Annotated in this window: 24 protein-coding genes and 1 pseudogene; 14 read left to right on the top strand and 11 right to left on the bottom strand. The window is 57.6% G+C overall.

Features of this window, described 5'->3' with window-relative positions; translation table 11 throughout:
* A partial coding sequence (locus tag KMP13_RS01515) for a hypothetical protein (protein ID WP_215263688.1) occupies positions 1-247 on the bottom strand: 247 nt, incomplete at its 3' end.
* Here KMP13_RS01515 and KMP13_RS01510 point away from each other — a divergent pair.
* Together KMP13_RS01510 and KMP13_RS01505 are read left to right on the top strand one after the other, a co-directional pair.
* A pseudogene (locus KMP13_RS01510) lies at positions 215-403 on the top strand (hypothetical protein); the annotation flags it as partial. The gene KMP13_RS01515 and the pseudogene KMP13_RS01510 sit on opposite strands and share 33 nt — an antisense overlap.
* Before the next feature lie 1,022 nt (positions 404-1,425).
* Complete coding sequence (locus KMP13_RS01505) at positions 1,426-5,502, top strand: non-ribosomal peptide synthetase (RefSeq protein ID WP_215263687.1); 4,077 nt, start codon at positions 1,426-1,428, stop codon at positions 5,500-5,502.
* A gap of 15 nt (positions 5,503-5,517) precedes the next feature.
* Here the strand turns inward: KMP13_RS01505 and KMP13_RS01500 are convergent, their stop codons facing one another.
* Positions 5,518-5,724, bottom strand: coding sequence for a hypothetical protein (locus KMP13_RS01500; protein ID WP_215263686.1), 207 nt, complete (start codon positions 5,722-5,724; stop codon positions 5,518-5,520).
* Between the two features lie 270 nt (positions 5,725-5,994).
* Between KMP13_RS01500 and tig the strand changes: the two genes are divergently transcribed.
* Complete coding sequence (gene tig, locus KMP13_RS01495; protein ID WP_215263685.1) at positions 5,995-7,326, top strand: trigger factor; 1,332 nt, start codon at positions 5,995-5,997, stop codon at positions 7,324-7,326.
* A gap of 184 nt (positions 7,327-7,510) precedes the next feature.
* On the opposite strand, the gene KMP13_RS01490 is transcribed toward tig, so the two are convergent.
* The 7 genes from KMP13_RS01490 to rpsF form a co-directional block, all read right to left on the bottom strand.
* Positions 7,511-8,548 carry a Hint domain-containing protein gene (locus tag KMP13_RS01490; RefSeq protein ID WP_215263683.1) on the bottom strand — a complete coding sequence of 346 codons (1,038 nt, stop codon included), beginning with the start codon at positions 8,546-8,548 and terminating at the stop codon, positions 7,511-7,513.
* 260 nt (positions 8,549-8,808) lie between these two features.
* On the bottom strand, positions 8,809-9,279 hold the full coding sequence (locus KMP13_RS01485) for a lytic transglycosylase domain-containing protein (RefSeq protein ID WP_215263681.1): 471 nt from the start codon (positions 9,277-9,279) through the stop codon (positions 8,809-8,811).
* 299 nt (positions 9,280-9,578) lie between these two features.
* Entirely contained in the window at positions 9,579-9,953 is a 375-nt protein-coding gene (locus KMP13_RS01480; protein WP_215263680.1) for a glycine zipper domain-containing protein, read from the bottom strand.
* A 400-nt stretch (positions 9,954-10,353) separates the two neighbouring features.
* Complete coding sequence (locus KMP13_RS01475) at positions 10,354-11,052, bottom strand: VPLPA-CTERM sorting domain-containing protein (RefSeq protein WP_215263679.1); 699 nt, start codon at positions 11,050-11,052, stop codon at positions 10,354-10,356.
* A gap of 196 nt (positions 11,053-11,248) precedes the next feature.
* Positions 11,249-11,866, bottom strand: coding sequence for a 50S ribosomal protein L9 (gene rplI / locus KMP13_RS01470; RefSeq protein ID WP_215263678.1), 618 nt, complete (start codon positions 11,864-11,866; stop codon positions 11,249-11,251).
* A gap of 12 nt (positions 11,867-11,878) precedes the next feature.
* Positions 11,879-12,106 carry a 30S ribosomal protein S18 gene (rpsR, locus tag KMP13_RS01465; protein WP_005982441.1) on the bottom strand — a complete coding sequence of 76 codons (228 nt, stop codon included), beginning with the start codon at positions 12,104-12,106 and terminating at the stop codon, positions 11,879-11,881.
* Between the two features lie 28 nt (positions 12,107-12,134).
* On the bottom strand, positions 12,135-12,488 hold the full coding sequence (gene rpsF, locus KMP13_RS01460; RefSeq protein ID WP_215263677.1) for a 30S ribosomal protein S6: 354 nt from the start codon (positions 12,486-12,488) through the stop codon (positions 12,135-12,137).
* Positions 12,489-12,802: 314 nt separating this feature from the next.
* Between rpsF and KMP13_RS01455 the strand changes: the two genes are divergently transcribed.
* Both KMP13_RS01455 and KMP13_RS01450 read left to right on the top strand, forming a co-directional pair.
* Positions 12,803-13,351, top strand: a complete 549-nt coding sequence (locus KMP13_RS01455) for a hypothetical protein (RefSeq protein ID WP_215263676.1) — start codon at positions 12,803-12,805, stop codon at positions 13,349-13,351.
* A 699-nt stretch (positions 13,352-14,050) separates the two neighbouring features.
* Positions 14,051-14,629 (top strand): YceI family protein, encoded by a 579-nt coding sequence (locus tag KMP13_RS01450; protein ID WP_215263675.1) that lies wholly within the window; start codon positions 14,051-14,053, stop codon positions 14,627-14,629.
* Positions 14,630-14,714: 85 nt separating this feature from the next.
* On the opposite strand, the gene KMP13_RS01445 is transcribed toward KMP13_RS01450, so the two are convergent.
* The gene (locus tag KMP13_RS01445; protein WP_215263674.1) at positions 14,715-15,830 is read right to left on the bottom strand and encodes a CobW family GTP-binding protein; all 1,116 of its coding nucleotides are present in this window, start codon (positions 15,828-15,830) and stop codon (positions 14,715-14,717) included.
* A gap of 281 nt (positions 15,831-16,111) precedes the next feature.
* On the opposite strand from KMP13_RS01445, the gene KMP13_RS20760 reads away from it, so the two are divergent.
* Positions 16,112-17,905 carry a Hint domain-containing protein gene (locus KMP13_RS20760; protein WP_215263673.1) on the top strand — a complete coding sequence of 598 codons (1,794 nt, stop codon included), beginning with the start codon at positions 16,112-16,114 and terminating at the stop codon, positions 17,903-17,905.
* A 55-nt stretch (positions 17,906-17,960) separates the two neighbouring features.
* On the opposite strand, the gene KMP13_RS01435 is transcribed toward KMP13_RS20760, so the two are convergent.
* Positions 17,961-19,328: a cytochrome b/b6 domain-containing protein gene (locus tag KMP13_RS01435; protein ID WP_353055667.1), complete on the bottom strand. Its 1,368-nt coding sequence runs from the start codon at positions 19,326-19,328 to the stop codon at positions 17,961-17,963.
* Between the two features lie 184 nt (positions 19,329-19,512).
* Here KMP13_RS01435 and fabD point away from each other — a divergent pair, with 184 nt between their 5' ends.
* The 8 genes from fabD (at position 19,513) to KMP13_RS01395 (ending at position 26,902) form a co-directional block, all read left to right on the top strand.
* Positions 19,513-20,445 (top strand): ACP S-malonyltransferase, encoded by a 933-nt coding sequence (gene fabD / locus KMP13_RS01430; protein ID WP_215263671.1) that lies wholly within the window; start codon positions 19,513-19,515, stop codon positions 20,443-20,445.
* A 63-nt stretch (positions 20,446-20,508) separates the two neighbouring features.
* Positions 20,509-21,246, top strand: coding sequence for a 3-oxoacyl-[acyl-carrier-protein] reductase (gene fabG, locus KMP13_RS01425; RefSeq protein WP_215263669.1), 738 nt, complete (start codon positions 20,509-20,511; stop codon positions 21,244-21,246).
* Between the two features lie 283 nt (positions 21,247-21,529).
* Positions 21,530-21,763 carry an acyl carrier protein gene (locus KMP13_RS01420; protein ID WP_146345061.1) on the top strand — a complete coding sequence of 78 codons (234 nt, stop codon included), beginning with the start codon at positions 21,530-21,532 and terminating at the stop codon, positions 21,761-21,763.
* A 247-nt stretch (positions 21,764-22,010) separates the two neighbouring features.
* Positions 22,011-22,754 carry a HisA/HisF-related TIM barrel protein gene (locus tag KMP13_RS01415; protein ID WP_215263668.1) on the top strand — a complete coding sequence of 248 codons (744 nt, stop codon included), beginning with the start codon at positions 22,011-22,013 and terminating at the stop codon, positions 22,752-22,754.
* Between the two features lie 390 nt (positions 22,755-23,144).
* A complete protein-coding gene (fabF, locus tag KMP13_RS01410) occupies positions 23,145-24,410 on the top strand; it encodes a beta-ketoacyl-ACP synthase II (protein ID WP_215263667.1) in 1,266 nt (421 codons plus the stop codon).
* On the top strand, positions 24,411-25,565 hold the full coding sequence (gene mltG / locus KMP13_RS01405) for an endolytic transglycosylase MltG (RefSeq protein WP_215263666.1): 1,155 nt from the start codon (positions 24,411-24,413) through the stop codon (positions 25,563-25,565).
* A gap of 269 nt (positions 25,566-25,834) precedes the next feature.
* Positions 25,835-26,275, top strand: a complete 441-nt coding sequence (rpiB, locus tag KMP13_RS01400) for a ribose 5-phosphate isomerase B (RefSeq protein WP_215263665.1) — start codon at positions 25,835-25,837, stop codon at positions 26,273-26,275.
* A gap of 231 nt (positions 26,276-26,506) precedes the next feature.
* On the top strand, positions 26,507-26,902 hold the full coding sequence (locus KMP13_RS01395) for a carboxymuconolactone decarboxylase family protein (RefSeq protein ID WP_215263664.1): 396 nt from the start codon (positions 26,507-26,509) through the stop codon (positions 26,900-26,902).
* The last annotated feature ends 57 nt before the right edge of the window (positions 26,903-26,959 follow it).

Here is a 26,959-nt window from a genome sequence, read left to right as displayed (position 1 = left end):
GGCCGACCAGTTCGTGCTCTTGTACTTTGTGGGGGACCAACTGCTCATACCTTCCAGCTATCACTCTGGATTCAAACAGTGAATCCTCAAACCGATTTGTGCAACAAAGCCGGGCTGGAGTGTTCGGTTGCGCTTCGGCAGTTTGATAGTCTTTGGTTGCAGCGTGCGATTGCAAAGAGCTGATGCTTTGTAGTGTCACCAACTTTCGTGATGCCATCGCCGCCCGTGTTGCAGCCTGCAGTTCCATGGGGACCGGCAAAACCTGCGCCAATGCCCGCAATTACTTGGTCAGCGCCTCTGCGCCCGGGACTTGGATGGAAAGGTTGCCGAGATCCAGATCCTGGCCGCCATCCTCAATGGTTTCACCGCACTCGGCATCTCCAGAACCTTGGTCGCAGTATAAGTCCGTCTGAGGTAAGAGGAAGTCCCTCATTCAGCCGGTTTGTTCAACAAAGCCTTTCGGGGCACTCTGTCGATTTGAATACGCCGTTGAAAAATGCCGTCGTCACGCATCTGGACGTCTATTATCCGAACGATACCCATTCGGGGCCTATCGGCCATAATGTGGCGGGTGAAATGGCGGCTGCTAGCTTGCAATAAAAGCAGGTCGGGCCGCGCAGCATAGATGCGTCAGACGCTTTGAACCGCCATCACAGCTGTTATAGTATCAGCCAAAACAAGACAGTGACCCAAAAGACAAGGGCGCATAAAATGGCTGGAAAAATCCACCAGCCGTTTGGGGCTTTGGTCATGTCTTTACCTCCTGAAGGGCGCTGCGACGTCTCGGCATCCTCGAGGTCATCCTGATCGACCTTATCGGCGCTGGGGCCGGAGTGTCGGGCATGGATGGATGCGGCAGACGATTGGTGCGGCGACATTTCTCTCTCTCCTTGAATTTCTGTATAATTAGGAAACAAAAAAAGATGGTCAACAGGCGGTAAAAAGATTGCGACGTGCGGCACCAGCTATGTTTTAGCGCAGGTTGACGAGTGTCCGTAAAAAACAATCTAAGGGCGCGTGCCGTTGTTCGCAATTCCTGTAAACATGCAAATTAGGGCACTTTAAAGGTTTGTGCAGTGCAGGCACTCGGTTTTTTTCCAGGGATCGCGCGCCGCGTGGTGCCAAAACGAACGGAAAATCTCACGGTTTTACCATGCGCTCTTAATGATATATAGGCCGTTGAAGCGCCGATTTGAAAACACAATTTAGTGCGTCAAAAGAAGAATTTAATCTAGATCTTTTCGCTGTTTCCGAGCCAGTGATAATGGCCGCTGTTTCTCAATTATTGTTTGGGGAATGGGGCTGCGAAAGGCGGAAATTCACAGGGTTTCAAAGAAATTTCAACGGAATTCTGGAATATCGGTTAAAACGAAGAACCGTTTCCAGGGATCACGCACGTGATCCGCAAGCGAACAGCAGGGTGCGATGGTCGAACAACGATTGAACAAAAACGGCGAAAGTTTTCCCGTCACCGCCATGCAAATGGCGATGATTTACGAAAGTGCGGGCTCCAATCAGCCGTGGGTCAATCTGGAACAATTGGTATTGCGGTTCGACACGGACTTCCCGCAACAAACCCAATTGACCGCGATTTGGCAAGAACTGGTGGCGCGCTATGATGTGTTGCGCAGCGTCATCTCCTGGCAAAAAGTACGCCGCCCCTTGCAGTTCACATTGGACCATGTGGATATCGCCGTGGTCGCGCTCGATTGGTCAAATCGAACGCCACAATCCCACGATGCCGCGCTCAATGATTTTCTGTGTGAAGACCGCGACGCAGGCTTGGATCTGCAAAACGGTCCCGGCTGGCGGCTGGCTTGGATCCGCTGTGCAGGCGACAGCGGATATGTAGTGATCACCGCTCATCACGCCATTGTCGACGGGCGCAGCATGGCGCAGATCATGGTTGAATTGCTGACAGGGTTGGAAACCGGGACGCTGCCGGAACTGCAAACCACGGCCAAACCCTTTCTCCATGTGGCCGGCGAAGTTGTTCGGACCGGAGGCAACGATCCACAGGCTAAGTCGTTTTTCGAAAGCTATTTAAAGGGATTTGAGAACAGCGGCACATTGGCGTTACCCACCGCTAAACCGACCATCTCGACGGCGCCCGACAGGGTGGCGCGGAAAAAAGTCGTAAGCGCAGAGATTGGTCCTGAGATCACCAAGCCTTTGATCCAGATGGGTGCGGCCTGCGACGCAACGCTGGCGAATTTCGTTCAAGCGGCCTGGGGCCTAGTTCTGGCGCGTTGGCAGGGGCGGGACGATGTGACACTTGGCACGGTTCGGTCGGGGCGTCATGCGGTTGCTAACAGTCAAGGCACCATTGGGTGTCTGATCAACACGCTGCCTCTGCGTATGACGGTCGGGCGGGACACAACGCTGGGGCAATTGGCGAATGGCCTGCGGCAGGATACCCGCGCCATGCACCCGTTCGAACAATCACCCATCAGCGAAGTCAGAACATGGGGCGGCCTTGGGGGGCACCAGCCTTTGTTCAGCACGGTGGTGATGTTCGAACGGGGCAGCATGGATTCGCTTGTTTTTGATCGCTATCACGGAATGTTGCGGCCGGAAATATCGCTGCATGAAGAAGGCGGCATGCCGCTGACATTGGCGGTCTATGGCGAAGAAACGCTCAAAATCCTGCTCGAATTTGACCCATTTTTAATCACTGCAAAAGTCGCGCGTTTGCTGCGTGATCACCTGCGCGCCCTGTTGCAATCCATGGCCGGAGCGACGCCAAACACAAACATCGGTGCGTTGGACATGATGTCTGCATCTGAACGGGCGGCATTGGTGGATCTGGGCGGCCCAGACAAGGCGCTGGATGCGGAGCCTGCGGATATTGTAGATCGCTTTTACGATATCGCGAAAACGCAGCCAGACGCGGTTGCGGTGCAATCCGTGTCTGCGGCCACCTTGGTGGATGTGACACAAAATGCAGGAGACCAGGCCGAGCCCTGCACCTATGCCGTCCTTGATCAACGCTCCAATGGTCTGGCCCATCTGCTGCACGAACGCGGCATTGGGGCCGGGGATATGGTTGCGATATCCATGGAACGTTCGGTTGATTTTGTCGTGTCGATCCTTGCGGTTCTTAAACGCGGCGCGGCCTTTGTGCCGGTGGATCCGACGTACCCCGCTGGGCATCAACATCATATGTTGCAAGACAGCGGTGCAAAACTGGTGATCGCCCATAACCGCGCGTCCGAAGTTGCTGGCGAGATCTCATGTATCTCCCCCGCCTGCACAATGGCCGACACGGCGCCCAGCGTTGGCGCACGTGATCCCGAGACGCCGGCCTATGTGATCTATACCTCAGGCTCGACCGGGGTTCCCAAGGGCGTGGTGGTCACCCGCGCCAATATCGCAGCACATGCGGCGGCGATCGGTCCGGCATTTGACCTTGGGCCTGCAGATCGTGTTTTGCAATTCGCCAGCCTCTCTTTTGATGTCGCGCTTGAAGAGATCCTGCCAACTCTTTTGTCAGGCGCCAGATTGGTGTTGCGCGACGCGGCGATGGCCCAGTCGCCGGCTGCCTTTTTTGCTGCATTGGAGACGCAGCAGATCACGGTTGCCAATATGCCCACCGCCTTTTGGACCGTGTTGACGCAGTATCTGGTAGAGCAGGGGCGTTGTGTGCCGGAGTGCCTGCGCTTGGCGATCGTCGGCGGCGAACTGGTGAAACCAAATGTGCTGCAGAAATGGCAGCATGTGGCGCCAAACACCCGCTGGATGAACGGCTATGGTCCGACCGAAGCCACCATCACTAGCACGCTTTTTGAGGCCACCGAAATGAACGCACGCCAAGAGGTGCCAATTGGACGGCCCACCGCACATGCGACGGCCTATGTTGTGGCGGCTGATGGCAGCCTGTGCCCGCAGGGTGTGGAAGGGGAGCTGGCCATTGGTGGCGCGGCCGTAGCGCAAGGGTATCTGGGCCTGCCGGAGCAAACGCGCGATGCCTTTCGTCCTGATCTTTTCTCGGGACGCGGGCGGATGTATCTGACCGGTGACCGGGTGACATGGGGCGATGATCGGCAGTTGCGGTTTTTGGGGCGCAGCGACAGGCAGGTCAAACTGCGCGGATTTCGCATTGATCTCAGGGATGTGGAACGGGCGATGGAGGACATCCTGCCCGATGCGCAGGTGATTGTGGATGTGATCGATCGCAACCAGCCCACCGCGCGGCTGATGGCCTGGGTCAAAGTGGACACCACCCCGGATCGCATCGCCATCGGCCAGAACCTGCGACATCGCTTGCCTGCGCAAATGCGTCCTGAAATCCGGTTTGTCGACATCATTCCAACCACGGCCGGGGGCAAGGTCGACATGAAAGCCTTGCCGCAGTCGGGCGACCACCAGGCCAAGGTTGTGAAACTCCCCGACGGAGGCGAGACCGCGTTGGAATGCCGGGTCCAAACCATCATGGCGCGCGTTCTGGGCCGTAAATCCGTTTCTGTCACGGATGATTTTTATGATCTTGGCGGCCATTCCCTGATGGCGGTAGAGCTGTTGGGCCGGATTGAGACCGAGACCGGCGAACAGCTGGGCATTATGGATCTGAAAGAAAATCCAACCGCCCGTGGGCTGGCGCGCATTCTGGAAACTGGTAGCAGCGCCCCCAAACATATCGTGCCCATCCAGCCCAAGGGCAACCGACCGCCGCTGTTTGCGGTCCACGTCCTGGGCAAAGAGGAATGTTATTTCCGCCCCTTGGCGCGGCACCTGGGGGAGCAGCAACCGATCCTTGGCGTGTCCGTTGGCGCCTTGGATGAAAACACGCCGACCGGAATTGAATTCACCGCACGGCGCTATGTGTTAGATATTATGGAATATTACCCAGAGGGGCCGATCAATTTGATGTCGGTGTCTCTTGGCTCCTATGTGGCGTTTGAGATGGCGCGCCAGTTCCGCGCAGCCGGGCGTGACGTGGCCTTTTTTGCCATGTTCGATGCAACAGGTCCCGGTGGCCGGTTGGAACAATCGGGCCTTGCGCGGTTGAAATCGCATCTGCGTCAGGCACGCCATTTGGGCCTTGCGCTGCCGCGCCATATTCTCAGCCGCAGGTTTGATAATTTCCGATACGCTCAGGCGCGACGCCGGGCGCAAAAGGCCGCGGCGCAGGGCAACAGCCAGACCCCAACCTCGGTGTCGAAACTGGTTGCGATGAACGAATTGGCCGTCGCTTCCTATGAGCCGCGCCCAATTGATGTTCCGCTGACAATCTTTCGCGCGCAGAACAATTTCTTTGACAGTGAAGAAGGCATCAAAAGCGGTCTCGGTTGGGCGCCTGTGGCCGAAAATGGCTACACCGTCGTTGACACAGAGGGCGGCCATCTCAGCATGTTGGAAGAGCCGCATGTGACCACCCTAGCGCTGCATTTTGCTGAGATCCTCGAACAGCAACAACGTGAGCTGTTGGAACGCACCCGCAAACGTCTGCTAGAAAGCGCCACCGTGCCAGCGCCGAAATCCGCCAAGCAAAACGGCGCTTAAACACGTAGATACAGGTCAGCGCGGCGCGAATTCCGGCGTTTGCATCCAGGCGGGCACCGTGTCTGAGATCGCCTCGTTGCGGGCAACCGGCGCGTCAAAGTCGAACCCGCGCAGCAGCCGAAACAACATCCGGCGCCGCAGCACCAATTCCTGAATGTCCAATGCGACGTCTAGCGTTGTTTGTGTAAACCCATTCAGCGCGTGGCCGGTGGCAATCTGCATATCCCATCTCCCTAGATGCAAGTCGTGGGGTAAAGGCTAGGGTGGGAAAGTGGCTAAAATCGGGAAACGCCGGTGCTTGAGCCAAGAGTCTGAACACTTGGTTAACAATCGTTAATCTCAGGTCTATGCGGAAAAATGACGGTTTTCCTTATTGTGAGCCTTCCAAATGGGCAATGCCTCTTGCGCCGGACGTGCGGGACACATAGAACGCCACAAATTGTCTGTGGGCTGCGTCTGCGCGCATGCCCCGAATCTCTTATGGGGAATACGATGCAGGTCACCGAGACACTGAACGAAGGTTTGAAACGCGGCTACGCAATCACCGTTCCAGCAGCTGAGCTGGACGCAAAGGTGAATGAGAAGCTGGTCGAGGCACAGCCCGAAGTCGAAATGAAAGGCTTCCGCAAAGGCAAAGTGCCGATGGCGCTGCTGAAAAAGCAGTTTGGCGAACGTCTGATGGGCGAAGCCATGCAAGAAGCTGTTGATGGTGCGATGAATCAGCACTTTGAAGACAGCGGCGACCGCCCGGCGCTGCAGCCCGACGTCAAAATGACCAATGAAGATTGGAAAGAAGGCGACGACGTCAACGTCGAGATGTCTTACGAGGCGCTGCCGACCATCCCAGACGTTGATTTCTCAGGCGTTGAGCTGGAGAAACTGGTTGTCAAAGCCGACGAAGCCGGTGTTGCAGAAGCGCTGGACAACCTGGCTTCGACCGCGACCGATTTTGAAGCGCGTGAAGAAGGTGCTGCTGCAGAAGACGGCGACCAAGTTGTCATCGACTTCCTGGGCAAAGTTGACGGCGAAGCCTTTGAAGGCGGCGCAGGCGACGACTACCCGCTGACACTGGGCTCCAACTCCTTCATCCCTGGTTTCGAAGAGCAGCTGGTTGGCTCGAAAGCGGGCGAAGAAAAAGACGTAAACGTCTCTTTCCCCGAAGAATACGGTGCAGAGCATCTGGCAGGCAAAGCGGCTGTCTTCACTTGCAAAGTGAAAGAAGTCAAAGCGCCGAAAGCTGCGGAAGTGAACGACGAGCTGGCCAAGAAATTTGGTGCAGAAGATCTGGAAGGCCTGAAGGGTCAGATCGCTGAGCGTCTGGAAGCAGAATATGTTGGTGCGTCGCGCGCCGTCATGAAACGTGCGCTGCTGGATCAACTGGATGGTCTGGTCTCCTTTGAGCTGCCGCCGTCACTGGTTGAAGCAGAAGCCAAGCAGATCGCACACCAGCTGTGGCACGAAGAAAACCCCGAAGTGGAAGGTCACGACCACCCCGAGGTTGAAGCCACAGACGAGCACAATTCTCTGGCTGAGCGCCGCGTGCGCCTGGGCCTGCTGTTGGCTGAACTGGGCCAGAAAGCCGAAGTTGAAGTCTCTGATGCAGAGATGACCCAAGCGATCATGAACCAAGCGCGCCAGTACCCTGGTCAAGAGCGCCAGTTCTTTGAATTCGTTCAGCAGAACCCGCAGATGCAGCAACAGCTACGTGCACCTCTGTTCGAAGACAAAGTGGTTGATCACATCGTTGAGCAGGCCAAAGTCTCGGAAAAAGAAGTGTCCAAAGACGATCTGCAAACAGCGGTTGAGGCTCTGGACGAAGAGTAATCTTTGCCCGAGCATTTTGAATAAAGAAGGCCGCCCCAACCGGGCGGCCTTTTTCGTGTGTCGCACGTGAGGGGAGGGGGCTCCCGCCAACATGAAGATCCTCGTTCCGAGGACCACAGGCTGTTGGGCGTGGCAGCGCGCAAGTGCGCTGCGGGCGTATTTGGCGGCCGGTTTGGGGTGGGGTCTATTGGAGCGCGTGCCAGACCTGTTTGGGAAGTTGCGGGCGGGCCAGCGGGCCATAGGCGGCCTGTGGCGATTGCCGTGCCAGGTCTGGAAACAGGGTCTGGATCTCACGCTGTGCCGCGGGGCTCAGCGCGCCAATGCCTTGTTCGCCGGGGTAAAAGCTTTCGCTGAGAGCGCCTTCGGCCCAGATCATTTCATGGCAGTCAAACATCAGGTGATAGTAGGTGACCGTGCCGCCGGGCGCGCGTGTGATGTCGCGGTCGTTGACCATGTGACAGGCGGGGATCAGCGCCTGCGCCTCACCGAGGTAGAGCTCCAACACGCCGCCCTCCACCAACATCCGATGCTGCGGAGAGACCCGTAGTGGGCGGCTGTTGCCAACGGTTCCAGGCGCAAACTGGATCGGCGCAAGAGCGCCATGCGCCGCAACGGTTGACCTGCCAATCCAACGGATGCTCTGCAGCCCATGGTCCAGCGTCATCACCCGGTCGCCGAGGGTCAGATGTTCGATTGGAATGATACCCAATTCAGCGCGTATTCTGCTGCCTGTGGTGAAACAGGTGACCAACTCCATATCGATCCTCGAGGAGATCAGGCCGACATGGTTATCACCCGCAACTGAATCCAAGGAGATGGATTGGATCATCTTGGCCTCAAGCGCAGCCTGATCCGCGTTGTCGTAGAACTCGGGCGTCAGATAGGATTCCCCATTGGCGTCCTGCGCGACCGAGGCCGTAATATTTTCCGTCGTACCATCGGTATAGGTAATTGTGGCATTATAGACAGCAATCCCGTCAAAGGTCTGCGCATCGCCGCCGTTGATCGAGAACTGATCTGAATCGCTATCGTTGTTCATATCATAGGTGTTGTCGCTTCCACCCACCTGGCTCCAGGTTGCGGTGCTGCCCGCAAGCGGTTCATTGACGGAACCAAATTCCAAGCCAACGAGATCATCGGCACTTTCGGCGATCCAGTTTCCTTCGTCGGAATCGATGTCGGGCAGGTTGCCGAGGTAGATAACTTGGAATGTCGTGGCCATTGGGGAACGATTTTCTGCAAATGCAATGTAGGTGTATTCCCGTAACATTGCTGTGAGTGGTTACGATAGCTTTACAGAAATTCTCACAAAGGCGTCATGTCGCGTTTTGACTATCCTGTTAAATATAATGAATAAAAACACGTACGATAATACATCTAAAAATCAATGAGTATGAGAGCCGTGAAGGGTAAACACATTTTTCACGGTTGCTTGAGTTGAAAATTTGAAAGTGATGCGGCAGCGCAGCGTAGGGCAGACTGTTAGGGGCGCAGCCCGGTTTCTTTCAATAGACCCCGGCGTTTGGCCTCGTAGTAGTAGCCACGAGAGTAGTGTTTGACCGCCGTATCCTCGCTGCCATCAGACAACAACCATGCACCACGCAGGTACTTTACCGAGAACTCCAGGTTGGTATCTGCATTCAAGAGGTCCTGCGGCTTTCCTTTGAACCCCATAGATCGGGCCGTGGCCGGCAAGATTTGCAGCAGACCGTAATAGGGGCGGTTTATCGCCCAGGGGCGGTGGGTGCTTTCGCGAATGGCAAGCCGGTGCACCAGGCTGCGCGGCACCTCATAATGGTCGGCCCAGAAGTTGATCTTCTGACGCAGCTCAGGCGTTTCATTGGGAAATAGCGGTGGGTCATAAACCACCGGCGCTGCCACCGGTTCCGAGGCGCTGCAGGCGGCAACCAGAGCCATCCAGCCAAAGCCGGCCAATAAAGTGCGTCGGTCCATCAATCGTTCCTTTGTATCAAACCGGCTATGGGGTGCAGTGTGCAACAATCCCATCGCGCGCCAAGAGGGTAAATCAGCCTGCGCGATCCCCCGCGCAAGATGCGCAGATTCTCGCGAATTTTACAGACTAAGAATTTGTTAAGAGCGGGGAATTTGGTCAATTTGACAGCGAAGTCAGAGGCGCTTCCCCCCAATGGCATGGTCGGGCTTATGGCCTCTTGCCTGACCACGTTAAAGAAGAGAGAGCTGGATCTGTTTCCCTCATATCCGGGCTCTCTCTTTTCTTGATCGATAGGGGGTTAGCCGACGACGGAGTGGCCTTTGTTTTGCATGCAGCGCACTGTCATGTCGCGCTCGTTGTCTTGGCGGTCCACTTCCCCTTCCAAAGCGCCTAAGCCTGCGCCAATGGCCGCGCCGACCAAGGCGCCTTCGACCTCATCATCGGCATCAATGGCTCCGGCGACCGCGCCAATCAGGGCACCGCTTGTGGCGCCTTTGCTGACAAGCTTGGTGTCGAACTTGGCGACCTGTGTCCGACACTCTGCCAGATCGGTTGCATAAAATGCATTGGCAGGCCCCGTTAGATGCAAGGGGTCGTCTGCGGGTGAGGGGCCACAGGCGGCAAGTTGTGCAAGGCCAATCGCGGCCAGGGTGTGGCGGAATTTTATAGGCATATCAGCTCCTTAGGGTTTGAAGTGTAACGATGCCCATTTGCAAATGATCGTTGCTCTTCAAATAGCCGACGGGTGCGGAGCTGTAACTCATCAAATATGCATGCTGTTGATACAGAGATTTTGAAGACGGCGCACACAGGTCCACGCGTGGGCGTGGACCTGCGCCCAACTCCGTTCTGAAGTTGTCTCCCGCACGGTGGGGACCCGTTTGGAAGCGGGATCGCCGACATTTGCCGGCGGTCGAACACGTCGTTGCACCACCATGAGCACTGGCCCTGCGGTGCGGTGATGTGTCCAGATGGTTTTTTATCCATCCAGAGTTGAAATTGCGTCCTATCCCTTAAAAAAAACCGGCACCCTGCAAGGCGCCGGTCACTTTTTCTCAAAGCTTTACGGTGTCTCAGCCTTGTTTGGGGCGGCGCAACATGCCGAAACCAGCCAGCGCGCCGAGGAACAACATGCCGGAGGCGGGCAAAGGCACGGGGGCGACGTCAACTGCCTCGGTTACGACAATCTCGCCGATGTTGAATGCGTTTGTGCGCTTTGTCTCATCTACAAAGAAGTTTCTGAGGGTAATCGACGTCAATTCCACGTCGGCAAAGGGGGTGTCGGAAAAATCAAACCGATCACTGATCTCAAAGCCTGAGCTGCCAATCGGGCCAAAGCCTTTGCCTTCGGCTGCCGCAAAGAAATCACCGCCACCGCCAATCGCCGTGACTTCGCGTATACCGCCAAGGATGCTGTTACCGGAATGAACAGGGTTGTTTTGGAACTCAATCGTGCCCAGACGAATGGCGCGGGCGAAATAGAGCGTGATGGAGGCATTCTGTAGCGACAAGGTCGATAAGAACAATTGGTTGTTCTGGGAGCTGGCTGGCAAAATACCATCGTTCAGTGTGCCGCTGCCGCCAATCAGGTCGACGAGGCCGGGAATACCTTCGGCAGACGGGGTGATGGTGCCGTCAAAGGTATTGGTCCACCCGCCGGTGAAAGACGGATCAGCGTTACGAATATCATAGCTGACTATGGTTGCCGCCTGGACTGCGCCCGCGAGCAATGTCGCGGCAATGGTGGATAAAATCTTGAATTTAAATGGCATATTTATCTCCAGTTACTTGACACCTGAAAGATTTGTCTAAAATTTGTCCGGTCGCAATCGCAATCACTGCCTTTGCACAGACATGTGACTATGGATCGAAAGTCGGTTGCTGAACCGGAAACAATGGGACGTGCAAAACGACAAAGGCCGCCCACGGGGGGCGGCCTTTGCAAAACAGTTTAGAGAAGGCGAAAGCTTAGCTTTCGGTCTCTTCTGCGGGTGCTTCGTCTGCAACCGGTGCGTCGTCATCATCAGATGCGGCGCTCCCGATGTCGTCAAACAGCTCAGCGATTTCGAATTCCGCAGCGGCTTCCTCTTCGGCAGCCAGCTCTTGGATCGATTTGCCCGAGGCTTGCAGTTCGGCTTCTTCTTCCGACCGCGCCACGTTCATTTTGATCTCAACGGAAACTTCCGGGTGCAGGTTTACCGCAAGAGAGTGCAGGCCCAGCTCTTTGATCGGGTTGATCAGAACGACCTGTTTCTTGTCTACGGTGAAACCAGCAGCGGTTGCGGCTTCGGCTGCGTCACGCGGGGTGACGGAACCATAAAGCGCGCCCGCGTCGGAAGCAGATCGAATCACGATGAACTGCTGGCCGTCCAGCTTTTCACCCAGGGCTTCTGCTTCTTTCTTGGTCTCCAGGTTGCGCGCTTCAAGCTGCGCTTTCTGGGTTTCGAAAGAGGCCAGGTTCGCTTCAGAAGCGGTCTTGGCCTTGCCTTGCGGAAGCAGGTAGTTGCGTGCAAAGCCAGGCTTTACGTCAACAACTTCACCCATTTGGCCAAGCTTGGCCACACGTTCCAGAAGGATAACTTGCATATCAGTCTCTCCTTACTTCACGGCGTAGGGCAGCAGCGCCAGGAAACGGGCACGTTTGATTGCGCGCGCCAGTTCACGTTGTTTCTTGGCAGAAACAGCAGTGATACGGGACGGCACGATCTTGCCACGCTCGGAAATATAGCGCTGCAGAAGACGAGTGTCTTTATAGTCGATTTTCGGCGCATTGTCGCCCGAGAACGGGCATACTTTGCGACGGCGGAAAAACGGTTTGGCTGCCATGGTTTAGCGTCCTTTTCTCAAGCTAAGATCAGCGGCGCTCGCGACGGTTGTCGCGTTCGTCACGTTTCTGCATTTGAACCGACGGGCCTTCGGCGTGCTCTTCGACCTTGATGGTCAGAACGCGCATAACGTCGTCGTGCAGGCGCATCAGGCGTTCCATTTCCTGGATCGCTGGCGCAGGTGCGTCAGACTTCAGGAAGGAATAGTGACCCTTGCGGTTTTTGTTGATCTTATAGGCCATGGTCTTCACGCCCCAGTACTCGCTGTCGACAATGGATCCACCATTGTCGGACAGTACAGCACCGAAGTGTTCGATAAGGCCTTCGGCTTGCGTGTTGGACAGGTCCTGACGCGCAATCATAACATGCTCATAAAGGGGCATGTGAGCTCCTGTTTCTTTCAAGGCGCATTTCAAAGGTAGGGCAGATGACCTTCCGCGGCCCCACCACGAGAGTCTGCGCGGATCGAAAAGTGATGCGGAAGAAGTGCCCCATATACAGGGTTTTGTGGTTTTCGCAAGGCGCTTTGACGCCGGGCCGTTGATCCGACGCAGGCCTTGTGATTTCTCTTCACGTCTCAGCCCAACTTGCGCCGCAATTGCGGGTGAGAAAGGGTTTAACGAAGCGTTAATCGTGCGGCGCGGCCGGTGTCCGTCCTGTACCTGTTTAGGCTCACAGAAGGGAGTGGATAATGACAATGGCGGATCTGCCCGACGGGCGTATGCAAGCGGCACAATTCTCTACGGCTGGCGAAAGCGCCGCAAAGCCCACGATGTCTTCTGTGCAACCTACCAATTCCGGGCCTGTATGTTTAATGGCGACGTTGGGGTTTGCGTTGCGCTGTGTTCAGGTCGCAGGCTTGCTGATCAGCACTAGTGGCGGCGCCGTTCTGGCCTTTGGCGTGACCTTGTCGCCCTCCACGCTTTTGCACTATGCAATCACCAGCGGGTTGATGGTCATCCTGGGTTGGCAGTTGTTCAGCCGCGCCGAAGACTGGTTCAGCCCCGAGATCTGCTTTGATCCCGACGCCCGCGAGCTGCGACTCATGCGCCGTAGCCGCACGGGTGAGGACGCGGTTCTGCTGCGCCGCTCCTTTGACAGTCTGGGCGGTGTGCGACTGGAAGCAAAACGTCTACAAGTGGTCGATCGCGACGGCGTGCCCTTGGCCGAACTGCCCATCCCCGACCGCAAAGCGCGCGCCTTATTGCGCGACCGTCTGTCCGGGCATCTACCGATCTTGTCCTAAATCACCCCCCACATTGAGTTTTCGGGAAGGGAGGGCGCAGTCTGCGTGCCTCCCATTTTGTTTGCCGCCCTGCGCGTTCTGGATGTGATGCGGTGATTGTTGAGTGAGTTGATGTGGGGAACGCTACATTGCAACAAACGGGCGAGCTTAGGGCGATGATTGGCGCGGTTTAGGAGGCGGGCGCGCAGATGCTGGACCATTTTGCCACCCTCCAAAGCGGTCAACTGAACGCGGGCGATGTTGCGGGTTTTGTTCGCGCCGCGGATCAGCGCTGCGCCCAAAGGGTGGAACGCGCCTTGACCGCCGCGTATCCGACCACTGGGAGCTGCGGCGCTGGACCTTGCCTATGTGGTAGCCGGGCGGCTTGATCGTAGTTGGAACCGTCATCTGGACCCATGGCATTTTGCAGCCGGCTAGATCCTGGTCGAAGAAGCCGGCGGCCGGATTGGTCGGTATTGCAGCGGATATCCACGCGGGATTTGCCGCCGCGTTGATCACGCCTGACGCGCAAAGAGGCTAGCTCGAAGGCCGCGACTAGGCTGATCAATGTTGCGCGCGCGGCCTGTCATGTTCAGCTGCGCGTCTTCGTGGCGAACATCTGTGTATCAACACACAGTGATTGTTAGAAAAAGCTGCTTTCTTTTCATGGGTAAACTGGCATCTTTCGACAACATAAATTGATCTCAATGGAGCCTTCCCATGAAACGCATTTTGACCGCAGCCGCCCTGATCGCCGCTGGCGCCACCGCAGCTGTTGCCGCGCCCGAAAAATATGTCCTGGACCCTGGTCACAGCAACATCCTGTTCTCTTTTGACCACCTGGGTTTTTCGACTATTTATGGCATGTTCTCCGGTTTTGAAGGCGAGATCATGTTTGACCAGGAAGATGTCGCCAATTCTTCCGTATCGATCGAATTCCCTGTCACAACCATGCTGACAGGCTGGGAAGCGCGCTTGGCACATTTCATGAGCGAAGACTTCTTCAACGCGGCAGAAAACGAAAGCGTCACCTTTGTCTCAACCGACATCAAAGTGACCGGCCAGGAAACTGCGCTGATCACCGGCGATCTGACCATGAACGGTGTGACCAAATCTGTGGTTCTGAATGCTGAGCTGAACGGCAAAACCGACGCGCACCCGTTCTCCAAAGGTCCATGGGCCGGCTTCAACGCCACCACCACATTGCTGCGCACCGATTTTGGTCTGGGCAAGCACGTACCATTTGTGACCGACGAAATCCCGGTTGTGATCTCGATCGAGGCCGGTAAAGCCGAGTAATCGCACGACCCGCGCAAGCCACCGAACCGCCGTCCCATCCGGGGTGGCGGTTTTTTAGTTTCAATTCGGCATCAAGGCGCGGGCGTTACGGCCAGTTCTCCGCCTCGAGCTCTTTCCAGCCGGGGAATACGGCAGCCTGTTTTGTGTCGCCTTTGGTGGCGCGCAACATATCCAGGCTGCGCTCCAACTGCGCAGGGGTCATATCGCGGGCGATCACCACGATGCGCGAGGTCGTGTCCCCTTTGGGCCAGTTTTTCAGCGGCACCGGCAGGTCAAAAATATGCTGCACCCCGTGAAAAACAAAGGGATGCTCCATGCCTTTGATGAACACGATCCCCTTTAGCCGCAACAGATCACGCCCTTTGAGCGCCACCAGCGTGTCCAACCATTTGTCAAACACGACATCTTCCAATGGGCCGTCCAGTGTGATTGAGGCGGAGGCGATGCGCGCATCATGAGGCGAGAAACTTTCAGTCTTGGGCTGCAGATTGAGGCCCGACAGATTGGCAAACGGATCTGCGGCCGGGGCAGGGGCGGTATCACGCGACATCCAGGCGAGGGCGTCTATTGTGGTCACATCCCGGCGCATGCCCGACAGCCCCCACAGCATTGTGGGATCGCTGACGGCGGCGGCGACCTCTGCCATTTGTGCGGTGGTGTTCAAGGTTTCCAGACGTGCGCGCAGGCTCTGGATCTCTTCCGGCTGGGCCAGGTCGGTTTTGGTCAGCAACAAAAGATCTGCGGTGGCGGCCTGGGACACCGCCTCAAACTGGGCATCCAGCGTTTTTTGCCCGTTGACCGCATCAACCAAGGTCACCACCCCGTCGAGATAGACAATACTGGTCAAAGTGCGATCAACCAGCATGGTCTGCTGGATGGGGGCCGGATCGGCCAGGCCGGTGGTTTCAATGACAATACGCTCAAAATCCAGATCACCTGCGTCGCGGCGTTTGACCAGATCCAGCAAAGTCTCGGCCAGATCGCCCTGGATCGAACAGCAAATGCAGCCCGACGTCAGCAGAACAACCTCTTCGCTGGTGGCTTCGATCAGGTCATGATCCAGCCCGACTTCGCCAAATTCATTCACCACCACCGCGATGCGACCAGAGGTGCCGTCTGACAGGACTTTGTTCAGCAGGGTCGATTTGCCCGCCCCCAGAAATCCTGTGAGGAGCGTGACAGGTAAGCGGGTCTCGGACATGTAAACTCCTGTCGGCCTTGGGGCGGCAATGAAAACGGTAGCGGGTGTGACACTCAATGGCTTCAAAGACAACTGGAACGCGCCGAGCTTTAGCGATGGATATGGTATAACATATGCGGGCGCAATATGGTTTTCCGTCACGCCAGTTCGGCAGCCACCCGCAGCCGATTTGGGCAATGGCAATAAAGCTGTCTAAAATTCGATACAATTTTGGCACCCAATAAAACCAATTTTTCATATATGTAACAGAACTTTGGCTGCAATTCGCGACGGGGTTGTTTATGAGTGAAGAAGCTAAGATTATCGGACATTGGAACTTTGACGATGGTTCCGATCCGCTGAATGATACGTCCTCCAACGACAACGATGCCTTGTTGCATGGCGATGCTTCGGTCTCTGGCGGCGTTTTAGAGTTGGATGGCAGTGGCGACTACGCTGAGATTCCGGCCAGCACCGAGTATGAGATTGATCACGCAACAATCGAAATGACGTTCTCTGTCGATAGTATCGGCAGCAAACAGACGATCGTTTCGCGCGACTCTCGGGAGTATGACGACGGTGGGCACTTTACCGTGCGGGTCGAAGAGGATGGCTCGCTTTGGATCCGTCACCAGTCTGATAGTGACAGTTACTATATCAAACCTTCCGGCGTCACGATCACTCCGGGTGAAGAATACACGCTGACCTACAGTTTCGGCCCCGACAACGGGATGGAGCTTTATATTGACGGTGTCTTGGTCGGTTCAAACACCGATCCGGTGACCGATGGGGCTGATATTTCGCTGGGCGGCAACAGTGAACCCTGGACCCTGGGCGCAAGCCAATGGAAAAGTGGCGACGGTGTTGCGGATAACCTCGAACATTACCTGGACGGCACCGTCAGCGATTTCACTATCTACCAAGGGGAGCTGACGCCAGAGGAAACCGCTGAGCTGAACGGTCAGGTCGACGGGACCAGCGGCGCGGACAGTATGGCGCTGGGATACACGGACGCGGACGGCGATCAGATTACCACCGGGGACGATCTGATCTATGGCGGCGATGGCGCTGATACAATCGATGGCGATGCCGGTAACGACACGATCGTAGGCGGCGCTGGCAACGATGTCATGACCGGCGGCGATGGTGATGACGTCTTTGTGCTAGAGGACAGCTTTGGTGACGATTCCATTGCTGATTTCGACATGTCCGATGGGGATGGCAATGGCTTCACCGTCGACCAATTGGATGTCTCTGAACTTACCGGCGGTAACGGAGTAGATGGGGCGGTCAACGCTTGGGATGTGACCGTCAGTGACGATGGCGGCGGCAATGCAGTGATCTCGTTTCCGGACGGTGAAACGGTCACGCTCAAAGGGGTCGACCCCACGCAGCTCTCGAGCGCAGCACAACTCAACTCCATTGGTATTCCCTGCTATACGCCCGGCGCTCGGATCTTGACCGCCAAAGGTGGGAAACGGGTTGAAGACCTGCGTCCCGGTGATTTGGTGCAAACACTGGACACCGGTTTGATGCCGGTGCTTTGGGTCAATCGTCAAAGGGTCGGGCAAAAAGGTCTGCGCGCGCGCCCAAACCAGCGTCCCATTCGGCTGGAACCGGGGGCCTTGGGCAATCGGAACACTTTGCTCGTCTCCCCGCAGCACGGGTTTTTGTGTGATGACACCTTGGTGCGGGCCAAACATCTGGCAGCGTATAGGCATTGTGGGATCACGGTGGCCGAGGATGTGCGTGCGGTGGATTACATCCACTTTCTTTTGCCGCGCCATGCCATCGTGCAGGTCGACGGTATCTGGTCCGAAAGCATGTATCCCGGCCCCGTCGCCTTGGCTGGTCTGTCGGTCCGCGCTCGCTTGTCTTTGATCGTGGCCTATCCAGAACTGGCGTCAGCCTTCCAATTTATTGCGGACCAAAAACGGATGCGGCTGGAAATTACCCGGCGTTACGGCGCGCCTGCACGTCCTTATGCGCAGCTGCGCGATCTCTATCAGCGTGACATGCCCAAAGCATCCGAAACGCCTGAGGCCTTCGTGATGCCGCCGCAGGTGTCGTATTTCGCCACGTCACTTATGGGGTAAGAAAGCCGCGCCAAACCGCGCCTTTCTTGACTTGTGGTTTGGGCAGGCCCGCCCGTTAGCCGTCAGCGGCGCGGGTCGCGGTCAGATCGACTTTGATATCCACGGTGAAACCCACGGTGCTTTCATCTTTTTGGGAAAGCCCGACATCATAGTCGAGCCGCTGCAGGCTAGAGACACCGACCATTGTGGCTGTGTCACCGTCGATGTCCAAGGTGAATGGCAGGGTAAAGGGCTGCGTCTTGTCGCGAATGGTCAGGGTGCCGACGGCTTGATAGCCGCTCTCCAGCTTCTCGATCTCAGCCGTAAACACCGCTTTTGGGAATGTCGTGGCGTTGAAGTAATCCACCCCCAGCGCCTGGGTTGTGACCGATCCCAGGCTGAGGGATGCGATGTCGATGGTCACGGTCACAGCACCTGCCGGGCCCGGTTGCGTTGGCGCGGCAAAGGTGATGTCGGCGGCCCAATCTGCAAACCCGCCGTCAACCGTGCTGCCCCCTTGAACAACCGCGATCCCCAAGCTGCCGCTGTCAACCGTCCAACTGTCTGGCCCGGCGGAGGTGTCTGGCGGGGTTTGTTCTGCTGCGGTGACTGCGTCGTGATCAGGTGCACTGTGATCATCTGCACCGTGATCATGCGCCCCGTGGTCGTGATCACCATGATCGTGGGCGTGGTCATCGACAGCTGCCTGTTCCTCAACCGCTTTTGGGCCGTGGTCGTGGTCATGACCGGCAAAGGCTCCGATGCTGCGACCTGCGCCAAGCACCGCAAGCAAGGCCACAATCGCCAGCGCCAGCGGTTTCAGGTCATGGGATTGTTCCGGCGGCGTCGGCAGCGCGCTGCTGCGGGGCAGCATGCGTACCAATGTGGAATCTTTGTCGATGACATGGTGTTTCAACGCACCCGCCGCATGCAGACCAACCACGCCAAACAGGGTCCAGACAAACAGCCAATGCACGCCAGCGGCCACTTCGGCCACCGTGTGGGATTGCGGCACAAAGGGCAGGGTTTGACCAAAGGGCCACCAGATCGGCGCATAACCCACCTCGGACGCATGCATCACCCAGCCCGACAGGGGCACCAGGATCATCAACGCATACAGCAGCCAATGCACGGCCTCGGCCACCAGTGCTTCGCCTGTGTTGTTGGGATGCAAAAGCCCTGGTTTTTCCTGGGTGATCGCCCAAAGTATGCGCAAAAGGCCGGTGAAAAACGCGGTCACGCCAAGGGTTTTATGAAGGGAAAACAACAGCGTGGCGCGCGAGATGACACCGGCGTTGCCATCAAAGTCGGGCGCGTTGATTTGATGGGCCAGCTCGTTGGCAAAATAGCCAACCGGAAAGGTCGTAAAGATCAACAGAACCGTGGCCCAATGAAAGCTTTTGGCGACGGATCCGTAGCGGGAGAAGGAGTTAGTCAGCGACACGGGGCAAAGTCCTTTGGTCAAAACGAGCGCGTTACGTGGTCTGTGGACTAGATTCCACGTGTCATCTGTAATGTGAATTACGCAAATCTGCACGATAGACCTGCGCCAGATGCGGGCATTGCTTGTGCCGGACCCAAAGCGCATGTAAATCAGGCCAAATGGTGAAAAACGACGAGGTCCTTTGATGACAATCGCATTTGTGTTTCCGGGACAAGGTGCCCAGACCATCGGCATGGGGCGTGCGCTGGCAGACGCATATCCGGCGGCCAAGGCCGTCTTTGACGAGGTGGACGCAGCCCTGGGCGAAAGTCTGAGCCAGTTGATCTGGGATGGCGACATTGAAACCCTGACCCTGACACAAAACGCACAGCCCGCGCTGATGGCGACCTCGCTGGCTGCGATGCGCGCGCTGGAGGCCGAAGGTGTGGCCATCGACAAGGCGTCCTTTGTCGCCGGTCATTCGTTGGGCGAATATTCCGCACTGGCCGCGGCTGGCGCGATTTCGGTGGCTGACACGGCGCGCTTGCTGCGCACCCGGGGGCAAGCGATGCAAAGCGCGGTTCCGGTGGGCAAAGGCGCGATGGCCGCCATTCTCGGCCTGGATCTAGAAGCTGTGCGCACGGTTGCAGAGGATGCCGCCCAGGGTGATGTCTGCCAGGCCGCCAATGACAATGACCCAACCCAAGTGGTGGTGTCCGGCGCCAAAGCCGCCGTTGAACGCGCCGCTGAGATTGCCAAGGAAAAAGGCGCAAAACGCGCGGTGATGTTGCCGGTGTCCGCTCCCTTCCACTGCGCGCTGATGCAGCCCGCCGCCGATGTTATGGCCGAAGCACTGGCAGGCGTTGAAATTACATCCCCCGCCGTGCCGCTGATCGCCAATGTACGCGCCGATGCAGTGACCGACCCCGATGAAATTCGCAAATTGTTGGTGGAGCAGGTGACAGGTTCCGTGCGCTGGCGTGAAAGCGTGCAAGCGATGGCCGCCAAAGGTGTGACCGAGTTCTGGGAGATTGGCGCAGGCAAGGCCCTGTCCGGTATGATCCGTAAGATCGACCGCAGCCTGGCCTCCAAACAGGTGGGCACCCCCGAAAACGTTGCAGCCCTCATCGGCGCCTGACTGAAATTCCCAAGGGGGCCCAGCCTGGGCTGCGGCCTCCCGTTTTGAGATAGAGGAAACCACATGTTTGATCTGACTGGCAAAAACGCCCTTATCACCGGCGCGTCCGGTGGCATCGGCGGCGACATCGCGCGCAGCCTGCATGCAGCGGGTGCGACCGTTGCGCTTTCTGGTACCCGCGAGGGCCCGCTGTCCGAATTGGCGGCTGAGCTTGGCGAGCGTGCCCACGTCCTGACCTGCAACCTGTCTGATGCAGAAGCCGTGGAAGCGCTGCCAAAACAGGCGGCTGAAGCGATGGGCTCGGTTGATATCTTGGTCAACAATGCCGGTATCACCCGCGACAACCTGTTTATGCGGATGAAGGACGAGGAATGGCAGAGCGTTCTGGACGTCAATCTGACCTCAACCATGCGCCTGTGTCGCGGTGTTCTGCGCGGTATGATGAAGGCCCGTTGGGGTCGGATCATCAACATCTCATCCGTGGTGGGCGCAACCGGCAACCCGGGTCAGGGTAATTATGCGGCGTCCAAGGCCGGTATGGTCGGCATGTCCAAATCGCTGGCCTATGAGGTTGCCAATCGCGGCATCACCGTCAACGCCGTGGCACCGGGCTTCATTGCAACCGCAATGACCGAGAAGCTGAACGACAAGCAGAAAGAGGGCATCCTGACCCAAATTCCCGCCGGTCGTATGGGCGCCAGCCAAGAGATCGCCTCGGCCGTTTTGTACCTCGCCTCGCAAGAAGCAGGCTACACCACCGGCACCACCCTGCACGTCAACGGCGGCATGGCCATGCTCTGATAGGGAATTTGGTGGGGTAGGGCTTGCTTTAGCCCCGCCAGACGCCCATCTTGCGCCAGACGTCACGTCGCCCTCATTCGTGAGAGATTAACGATGTGAAAACGTTTGCGTCGGCTAAAGTCTGTGTTATAGGGCGGCGCATATTCGTGCCCGCATGTGCATCTGTACAGTGCGGGTCTCCTCCTATCAGGGGGAGCCAACCGCCCAGATCGGGCAATGAACGCCACCCCGATCGGGCAACGGCAAAAACCGGGCTTAGGCCCTGAAAAAATGAGGAAATGACATGAGCGACGTCGCAGATCGTGTTAAAAAGATCGTTGTAGAGCACCTGGGTGTTGAAGAAGAAAAAGTGACCGAGAACGCCTCGTTCATCGACGACCTGGGCGCAGACAGCCTGGACACCGTCGAGCTGGTCATGGCCTTCGAAGAAGAGTTCGGCATCGAGATCCCTGATGATGCGGCCGAAACCATCCAGACTTTTGGCGACGCGGTCAAATTCATCTCTGAGGCTTCCTAAGCTTCGATCCGAAAACGGATCATTCTGTATTCCAGGTGCTGTCCCAGGTCGGGGCGGCGCCTTTTTTGTACGTCACCCCTTGAATGTGCGGAAATGTGATTTGGGCGGAAATGCGCGCGCCGGATGACACTACACAGAACGCCATCCATGCGCGGCGTCGAATATGATATGGTGCCCCCACAACAACGCGAAACGTTGGGTTATTGGGGCAGGTCATCTGAGACGCGCAAAGGGGAGGGCGCAGACCATGATGATATACCCGACACTACAGATTTTGAACGGTGCCTGTGTGGTTCTGGAACAGGGATGTCTGGATGATCCGATCATCTGGCACAGCGATCCCAAGGCCTGTGTGCGCGATTATGCTGCCACGGGGGCGGAATGGATCCATCTGACCGATCTGAATGCGGTGCAGGGGGACTATAATCAGACAGAGTTTATGGCCGATCTGGTGCGCGCGGCGCAGGTGCCGGTGCAATTCGCAGGCGGCTTGCGGACGGAAAAACACGTCACCGACTGGATTGACCGCGGCGTGGGCCGGGTGGTTCTGTCGACGATGGCAGCCCGCGATCCGCGTCTGATCATGGAGCTGGCGCACCATTACCCGGATCAGATCGTGGTGTCGGTGGATGTCTGGCAAGGCAAGGTGATGACCGAAGGCTGGCGCGCCACTGGTGCCTGGGAGCCCAAGGCCATGATGCGCGCCTATGATCCGTTGCCCTTGGCGGGATTCATCGTGACCGACATCGACAATGACATCGGCGACGTGGAAGAACCTCTGGCGCTGATTTCAGGGCTGGCGCGATCGGTGCGCTCTCCGGTTATTGCCAGCGGGATCGTGCGCACCTTGGATGACATCGCGCGTCTGAAATACGTCCGCAATATCGCAGGCACTTTGGTTGGCACGGCGTTGATACAGCAGCATTTCGACCTCGCCCATGCGCTGGAGACGGCGCGGCCCGAACCGGAGCCGATTGCCGCCATGTTGTGATCAAGATGTTCACCACGAGGACACGCGCAACAATTGCGACCCAGTGCCACGGGGAAGCAATTTCCGAGAATCAGACTGTTGCGACGGCGCAGTAGATCGCGTGCTCTTTCGCGGCAATGCGGCGGAAAAATGCACGGGTTGAGGCAGGGGGTCCTCAACCCGCGCGGTCTCACCCTTGGAACCAAAAGCGGGTGTTTTTGGGGGGTAGTTCCTTACGTAATGCGTACAACCTGCACTTGAAATTATTGCGAAAGTCTTAACCGGCATAAAAAATTATCGGGAAATCTCCATTTAAACGCAGTTGCGCCTACTGGTTAACCGCCACTTGCGCCCATACGCCATTCCAAGCTATTTGGTGTCCGGTATTGCCGAGGCAGAGGAGAGCAAAGAATGCGTCGAGTAGTTGTGACAGGATTGGGTCTGGTAACTCCGTTGGCGAGCGGCGTAGAGGAATCATGGACTCGTCTATTGGACGGGCAGTCCGGTGCTGGCCCGATCACACGCTTTGATGCTGTAGAGAGCGGCGTCGCGACCACCTATGCCTGCGAAGTTCCGCGCGGTGACGGCGCGGATGCGACCTTCAACCCAAGTGACTGGGTGATCAAGAAAGATCAGAAGAAGATCGACGACTTTATCCTCTATGGTATCGCGGCGGCGGAAATGGCTGTTCAGGATGCGGGCTGGACGCCCGAGGACGAAGAAAGCCGTCTGCGCACCGGCGTTATGATTGGCTCTGGCATCGGGGGGCTGTCGTCGATTGCCGACACTGCCGTGATGATCAAAGAAAAAGGCGCCCGTCGCGTGTCGCCCTTCTTTATTCCCGGCGCATTGATCAACCTGATCTCTGGTCAGGTCTCGATCCGTCACGGGTTCAAAGGACCGAACCACTCGGTGGTAACCGCCTGTTCCACAGGCGCACACGCTATTGGCGATGCGTCTCGCATGATCCGCGCAGGAGACGCCGAAGTGATGATTGCCGGCGGGGCCGAGGCTGCGATTTGTGAAATCGGCATTGCGGGCTTTAACGCCTGTAAGGCCCTGTCGACCAAACGCGCCGACGATCCCAAAGCCGCCAGCCGCCCTTATGATGCGGATCGCGACGGTTTTGTCATGGGCGAAGGCGCGGGTGTTGTGGTTCTGGAAGACTATGACCACGCCAAAGCACGCGGCGCAAAAATCTATGCCGAGGTTCTGGGCTACGGCATGTCCGGCGACGCCTATCACATCACGGCTCCGTCCGAGGACGGCGATGGTGCAGAACGCTCGATGAATGCGGCGCTGGCCAGCGCCAAACTGAAGCCGGAAGATCTGGATTACATCAACGCCCACGGCACCTCGACCATGGCCGACACTATCGAACTGGGTGCGGTTGAACGCATGCTGGGCGATCACGCCGCCAACGTCACCATGTCCTCGACCAAATCCGCCACCGGTCACCTGTTGGGTGCAGCTGGCGCGATTGAGGCGATCTTCTCGATCCTGGCGATTCGCGATCAAGTCGCCCCGCCGACCATCAACCTGGACAATCCAGCCGTGGACACCCCGGTCGATCTGGCGCCCAACGCCAAACGCGAACGCAAGATCAACGTGGCCCTTTCGAACTCCTTTGGCTTTGGCGGCACCAACGCCTCGGTTATCTTCGGAAAGACTGAGTAAATGTGGCGCAGCCTGGCCTCCAATATGCTGACCGTCCTTGCGGTGGCGCTGTTCCTTCTGGGCGGCGTCATCTTGTGGGGAAAGTCGCAATACACCTCTGACGGCCCGTTGGATGCCGCCATCTGCCTGCGTGTCGAAAGCGGCACCAATTTCACCCGTGTCAGCGAAAAGCTGCAGGACGAGGGCGCGGTCAGCTCGGCACCGATCTTTCGCATTGGGGCCAAATACGCCGATAAAACCAGCCTGTTGAAGGCCGGCAGCTATTTGGTGGCCCCAGGCGCGACGATGGAAGGTATCACCGACCAGATCACCCGCGGCGGCGCGTCGACCTGTGGCACCGAAGTGGTCTACCGCGTCGGTGTGACCCGCGTTCTGGCAGAAGTGCGGGAACTTGACCCGGCCACCAACCGTTTTGTGGAAAAGGCCGAGTTCCAGCCGGGTATTGATGAAACACCTGCCGACTACACGCGTGTGCGCGGCGAATCTGACACCCGCTACCGCATTGCCTTGGCCGAAGGTGTGACCAGCTGGCAGATCGTTGAGGCGCTTAAATCGCTGGACGTGCTGGATGGCGCAGCCGGTGATCTTCCGGCCGAAGGCGCCTTGGCACCCGACAGCTATGAAGTCCGTCCCGGCACCGACCGCGCGGCGGTTCTGACCCAGATGGTCGAGCGCCAACAAGAACGCATGGCCGCCGCCTGGGCCGCGCGTGCACCAGACGCCGCAGTCACCACGCCAGAAGAGATGCTGATCCTCGCGTCCATTATCGAAAAAGAAACCGCCGTCGCTGCTGAACGGCGTCAGGTGGCCTCGGTCTTTACCAACCGTTTGAACCGGGGCATGCGTCTGCAAACCGACCCGACCGTGATCTATGGCGTCACCGAAGGCAAAGGCGTGCTGGGCCGTGGCCTGCGTCAAAGCGAGCTGCGCCGCGCGACGCCCTGGAACACCTATGTGATCGAAGGCCTGCCACCGACCCCAATCGCCAATCCGGGTCTGGCCTCATTGGAGGCTGCGGTGAACCCGGACACCTCCGACTACATCTTCTTTGTGGCGGATGGCACCGGCGGCCACGCCTTTGCCGAAACATTGGCCGAACACAACGCCAACGTCGCCAAATGGCGTGAAATCGAAGCGCAGCGTCAGAACAACTGATCACGGGCCACACCGAAACAGAAAAGCCCCGCATCCAAAAGGTGCGGGGTTTTTTGGTTTGAGGACTGACGCTTGGGCCATCCGCGCCACAATGCGAAGCGTAACGCGCTCATTGTGTGGAACTGCCCATTGGCAATCTCTATGGTCCTGAGAAACACCCGATCCCGGAAACCCAAACCGCGACAGAACGCGGGATGGGCTGGACCTTGGCGGTTGCTGTATATATGCGGTCCACGAAACAGCCCTTTTAGCCATACGGAACCGATGCCATGTCCACATCAAAACGCCTTGTCCTGTCCAGCGACCACGCCGCGATTGAACTGCGCCAGGTTATTGCCAAACACGCCGAAACCCTCGGCTTTGCGGTCACCGACATTGGCCCGCAAACGCCGGAAAGCACCCATTACCCCCTGCATGGCAAGGCCGCAGCTGAGCGCGTTGCCGCCGGTGAGGCCGATCTGGGCATTATCCTGTGTGGCACGGGGCAAGGCATTATGATGGCCGCCAACAAGGTGCCCGGCATTCGCTGCGGCGTCTGCGCCGATCCGTTCTCGGCCCGCATGACGCGCGAGCATAACAACGCCAATATGCTTTCGATCGGGGCGCGTGTTGTGGGCGAAAGCCTTGCGATTGAGATCGTCGAGGCTTTCCTTGGCGCCGAATTCGAAGGCGGTCGCCACGCCACCCGTGTGGATATGATCGAGGGGTAAGCCCGCGCCACACAATTGCCATCAGGCTTCTGAACTTCTGCAAACCCGCGTCCGGAAACAGGCGCGGGTTTGGTGTTTTGCCGCGCCAGATAACAGCGCGCTGACCAATGGCCGCGCGGGCGAAAATGCTGCTTGACCTGAAGCTGCTCCACCCCAGTAGCCAATGTGGCGTCAGGACGGGTCTACGCCGTCCCGCCGGCATTTGGATCACATGGAAAAGGACGCAGCAAAATGACTGAACCCACAGATCACAACGAAACCCGGTTGCAGCGCGGCAAACGGGCTCTGGCTGAAATTGACGGCGACGCGGGGCAGCGGGTGATTGATGCGCTGGCGGATATTGCGCCGGATTTTGCCACCTATCTGTTTGAATTTCCGTTCGGCGACATCTACAGCCGCCCCGGGCTTAACCTGCGCGACCGCGAGATTGCCACCATTGCTGCGCTCGCCGCCATGGGCAACGCCATACCGCAGCTCAAGGTCCATATCGAGGCCGGGTTGAACGTCGGGCTCTCTCGCGATGAAATCACCGAGATCTTGATGCAGATCGCGGTCTATGCGGGGTTTCCTGCCGCCCTGAACGGGCTGTTCGCCGCCAAAGAGGTCTTTGCCGAGCGCGGCGTCTAATTCTACCAACAACACCGGGCCGCAGGCGAAACCGCGCCTGTGGCAAAAGCTTCAATT

Origin of the sequence: Epibacterium ulvae (assembly GCF_018678075.1) — a bacterium.
Classification (GTDB): Bacteria; Pseudomonadota; Alphaproteobacteria; order Rhodobacterales; family Rhodobacteraceae; genus Epibacterium; species Epibacterium ulvae_A.
The sequence above is the reverse complement of the archived record's forward strand: the minus strand, read 5'-3'. Positions and strand labels throughout refer to the sequence as shown.